General features: G+C 43.4%; 6 protein-coding genes. 1 reads left to right on the top strand and 5 read right to left on the bottom strand.

Annotated elements, in window-relative coordinates; all coding sequences use genetic code 11:
* Window positions 1–735: 735 nt before the first annotated feature.
* Window positions 736–963, top strand: a complete 228-nt coding sequence (locus ACEW8S_RS18990; RefSeq protein ID WP_373519679.1) for a hypothetical protein — start codon at window positions 736–738, stop codon at window positions 961–963.
* A gap of 250 nt (window positions 964–1,213) precedes the next feature.
* Here the strand turns inward: ACEW8S_RS18990 and ACEW8S_RS18995 are convergent, their stop codons facing one another.
* The 5 genes from ACEW8S_RS18995 to ACEW8S_RS19015 all read right to left on the bottom strand — a co-directional run bounded on the left by ACEW8S_RS18995 (window position 1,214) and on the right by ACEW8S_RS19015 (window position 4,007).
* On the bottom strand, window positions 1,214–1,654 hold the full coding sequence (locus ACEW8S_RS18995; protein WP_373519680.1) for a hypothetical protein: 441 nt from the start codon (window positions 1,652–1,654) through the stop codon (window positions 1,214–1,216).
* A gap of 128 nt (window positions 1,655–1,782) precedes the next feature.
* Complete coding sequence (locus ACEW8S_RS19000) at window positions 1,783–1,965, bottom strand: hypothetical protein (RefSeq protein ID WP_373519681.1); 183 nt, start codon at window positions 1,963–1,965, stop codon at window positions 1,783–1,785.
* 149 nt (window positions 1,966–2,114) lie between these two features.
* The gene (locus ACEW8S_RS19005) at window positions 2,115–2,615 is read right to left on the bottom strand and encodes a VOC family protein (RefSeq protein ID WP_373519682.1); all 501 of its coding nucleotides are present in this window, start codon (window positions 2,613–2,615) and stop codon (window positions 2,115–2,117) included.
* A gap of 271 nt (window positions 2,616–2,886) precedes the next feature.
* Complete coding sequence (locus tag ACEW8S_RS19010) at window positions 2,887–3,585, bottom strand: DUF4386 domain-containing protein (RefSeq protein ID WP_373519683.1); 699 nt, start codon at window positions 3,583–3,585, stop codon at window positions 2,887–2,889.
* Window positions 3,582–4,007: a hypothetical protein gene (locus ACEW8S_RS19015; RefSeq protein WP_373519684.1), complete on the bottom strand. Its 426-nt coding sequence runs from the start codon at window positions 4,005–4,007 to the stop codon at window positions 3,582–3,584. Before ACEW8S_RS19015 ends, ACEW8S_RS19010 begins: the two co-directional genes overlap by 4 nt.
* Window positions 4,008–4,424: the final 417 nt, after the last annotated feature.

A 4,424-nucleotide genomic window follows, 5' to 3' on the forward strand; every position in this document is an offset into this window, starting at 1 on the left:
GATGGAAAAGGTATTTTCCCTTAGCTTCCGATAAAAGCTTGCTTTGGGAATGCCCAATTCTTCTAGGAAAAAAGTGGTTTTGTACTTACTATCCTTAATGTGATTTTTCAAGTTATCAACATATTCGCTATAGTCGTTGACTAATTGTATCATATTTGAAACCTTTTTTTAGTATCTTTGGTAAAGATAGTAATAATATTTGATTCTGAATAGTATAAATTATAGTACATAAATCAACGTAGATATCTGTTATTCAAAATCTTAGCTGTAGGCTATAATGTCTTGCGTTATGTAACTTTGCTTTGGTAAAGCAAAGTAGTTGGGATGTCACTCCCTTTAATTTTTCTTCTAAAAGTTCTCTCTGAAAATGGGTATTTTTGCTCATAGCTACCAAAGTGTAAAATAGTGGCTTTAATTTCCGTATAGGCCCAATGGAAGAGGAGCTTTCACTTAACCAAAAAGATGTCTGTTTGCTTAAATGACCGGCGAATATCAAAGTCCGATAAGTTCATTTAAACGTGGGTTTAAATGCGCCTGTATCAAATACGGTCCCTTTAAACGTTAAATTCTGTTTCTTAGCGTTTGTTTTCGCACAAATGGGCTTTGTAGGTGTCATCAGAAATGCTAAAATATTGATAAATCATGCCATATCGACGGATAGGTTAGGGTGTAAAATGCGACATTTGTATGGATCAAGTGTAAGAAGTTAAACAATTTGATTAAAAAAATATTAAAATGGAAAAATCGGAATTGGAACTGAACGAAGAAGTTTTAAGAAAATTGGAGGATATTAAGAACTCATGCCAAAGCCTGGTGGAAAAAATAGGGCAGTTGCAGGTCGATCTTTTCGATCACCCGGACAAGGACCTGGAACGGTCATTGGACAAGTTGAACAACGACTTTTCTAAGAACCATGCCCATATCTCCGAGATTTGTGGAATTTTTGAACAAAAAGTGTCATAGGTTTGCTGAAGTCAAGGCCACGGATCCGGTTCTTACAGGGTAAAGGAACCCGTTGCCCTAAAATTCGTGTATCCGGCGAAGAATTGTGTTCCGGACAAAAAATGGTCCTGTAGGGCCAGTACCAGAATTTGTAGTCGGTATCCTATAGAATATCGGGACAGATCACGATAGCGTTTTCAGGCATATCGATACCTGCCCCGAACAGTTTGCATAAAAGTCTCCTGAATCCGGGATTCATACCGGAGGGTCCTTAGTCCAAATGCCTTTTCCCCGCCCTCCGGCACAGTGGCAGCCACTGACCATCTGACCTGATTTCCCAGAATTCCTTATAGGTACCGCCGTCGGCATCGAATTCCAGAACGGCCCGTTCGGTTTCACCTTGGATGTTCCATGTTCGACCATCGATATTCAGATCATAGGCCCGATGGAAACCGGCATTGTCAAAATTGAAGATCTTGGGCCGTGAATCATCATTGGGGGTTCCAAAGATGCTTATCCCAATATGTTCATCGGAACCGGAGTCGTATTCCCAATGGGATTCCAGAAACCTGCCGCCTGCCATGGCCTCTACCTTCCAAATACCTGTAACGGGAGTTTCATGGGATTCGGGCGCGGCCGAGATGTTTACGCCCTCAATGGACCAGGTTCCTATCAAAGTTTTTAAACTGTTTTTCCTTTCTGCTGTTTTCATGACTGGTATATCAATACGGTTATTTTAAAAATTCAGTGCATCTATCCCTTCTGAATGACCGAGAGGATATTCCCCGCGGGATCCTTGAACCGGGCGATCAAAGGGCCTTCGTTATGTGAGATTCCTTTTTAATCGGTATCCGGGCCGTCGTATTGCCCGAATACAATTCCTTTTTTGGAAAGGGAATCTACGGCCACTTCAACATCCTCCACCGGGAAATTGAGTACGGTAAAGGTAGCTGGGACATGATTTGGCTTTGGGTGGACAATTATGGGGTCACTCCCTTCCGGATGAAGTTCCAGCAGCCCCATTGGGTTATCCCTTACGTTCAATCCCAATGTGGTCCGATAGGATATTTTCGCTTTTTATGATATCATCCACGGAAAACCCGCTGAACGCTTTTGATTTTTGTAGCATGGTTTTTGAATTTTTCCCTTGTCCATCGATTGATTGTACCGGATTATGAAAGTGGGGCGGCCCTTGTTTTTGAAAGGGATATATCGTCCGGAAGTTGTTCTTCCAACTCTTTCAACGTATCCTCTTTTTGCCCATTATAGCTTATCATCCATTTAATCCCGAACTTATCGGTAAAACTTCCGAAGTAGTCGCCCCAGAACTGTTCCTCCATGTGCATCTCGATATCGCCGTCCTTTGAAAGCTCCCCGAACAGACGGTCCGCCTCTTCTTTACTGGTAGGGCCGAGCATGATATGCATATTGTTTCCGGTCACGAGGCCTTGGCCGGAGGATTCGATAACGTCCGAGGCCATTAAAATGGTGTCTTTCGCGATGGGCAGCGAAATGTGCATGGTACGGTCTTGATCTTCCCTGGAGAGATTCCCGCTATCGGGGCCGTCCTTCATTTTCATGTGCGATATGAATTCCCCACCAAAAACGGACCTGTAAAAATGGAACGCTTCTTCGGCCCGGCCGTCGAAGTTCAGATACGGATGTACTTTCATGATTTTTGGATTTTAGGCCCGACCGTTTTGTGAGGGCGGTCATTGGACGTTACAATTTAGCTTATTTTTCCGAAAGATCCCTTACTTTCTAAGGCTATATAATTCTGCAACGGCCACGTGGGTTTTCTGCATTCAAATTATTTTGAGCTAAATGCGATACAACCCTCGTTTTATGAAACTCTATTGACGTATTGGACTAAATTTTATCTGTTTTTTAGCTCGGTTCATTGTTGGCAGATAGCAAGTTCACAATGTGTTTCCATCAGTTTAGTCATCGATTTGTCGATCTCTTTGACGTATCTACGCCATTGATCAGCAACCATAGACATAATGATAGCTCGCCAATAAAAATTGGAATTGCCAAATATGCGAAAAATGGATTGTCGAACCCTTTTGAAAGGAACATTATGAAACTGTTGAGCAAGTAACAAATTCCAGTAATAGCATAAAGCGCTCCGAGAATTTTTGGGATCATTTTCGATCTGATGATAGCATAACCGAATATTAGACAATAGAAACCAAAAAACACCAGTCCAAGTCCGTAACCTTGCGCCTGTATATTAAGGGATAGCAACGAAAGCGAAGCCAACTGGTCGGGCCGGAAGGAATTCAAATATGCATCGTTGCCCAATATCAGCAAAGGCGAAATTTGGTTTAAAAGGTTGACGGCAATGATCGCCGTTTGGATAATGGCAAACGCCAATGCAAGTTGGACCAAAAGCTTGTTTACCCGCTTGAACAAAAAGTACATGATCAGTGCACTCGGCAGGCCGATCACAAAATTTGTAATGTCCGCCACAAATCCCCATCGATAAAGCATTTCGTGGGTTTGGATATTGTTCGCCGTGGCCACGGCGTCGTTCGCGACCCTTAATGCCTGCCGTACAAAAACTTCGGAAAATAGGCCCGTCGCTATCACGATCAAATAGCACAGGCCGGCAATTCGGGCCAAATTTTTATCCGTTATCATTTTTTGGTCGGTATGACGTAGTTAAGGAAGAAATGTTTCCAAGGAACAAAGGGCACGGCGACCATCGCCCAAATAAATATACCTGCCAAATCTTCGGGCGGTGAACCTTTTAGACTATCGGTCGCCCAAAGCGGATAAGCGACCGCAATCAGCCAAAGTGCTTTATAGAACACCATAAAGACAGCGATAGGTAGCATTTTCAGCGTGTTGTAAATTCCAACGAATGAAATTGTCGCGTAAGCTGCCCAAACGCACCAGGTAACCGCCCCGATGGGTTCCCATCCGCCTATGTGGGTTATTACCTCGGTCCAAGCGGTGTAACCCATGACAAAGAACATCAGTGCGAAATACGTTCGAAGTACGTAGATACAAACTGGCCTTACCCCTTGAAAGTTTTGATAGTCGGGTTTAAATATTCCCATCGGTTGTAGGTTACATAACTTGACGATTATACCCGACTTTTGTTACATTGAAATTGTGGAAGGGCGTTTCTTTACCGCACCCTATCGGTTTGAAAGATATTGGATTATGTATCTACGGCCTTTCCTTCAAGTTAGAGGAGGTACCGACAATGGTCTACTGGAAACTTTGGTCTACGCCTGCATGACCGATTGGCAGTGAGGGCTTCCTTTTTTTTGAGGCCGGTATTTCAAGAAGAGCTGGAAGCCTATAACGACCGGTTCATTCATAGCACTTCTGCGGCAAAGTTTTAAAGCTGTACCTTTAGACGGAACGACCAAACTATATCATGTATACCCTGACCTATGAATCAAAGTCGACCGGCAACCCAACGGACCGGGATATGGAAGAACTTTTGACCCTTGCGCGCGCAAAGAACT

The organism is Pricia sp. (assembly GCF_041745955.1).
Classification (GTDB): Bacteria; Bacteroidota; Bacteroidia; order Flavobacteriales; family Flavobacteriaceae; genus Pricia.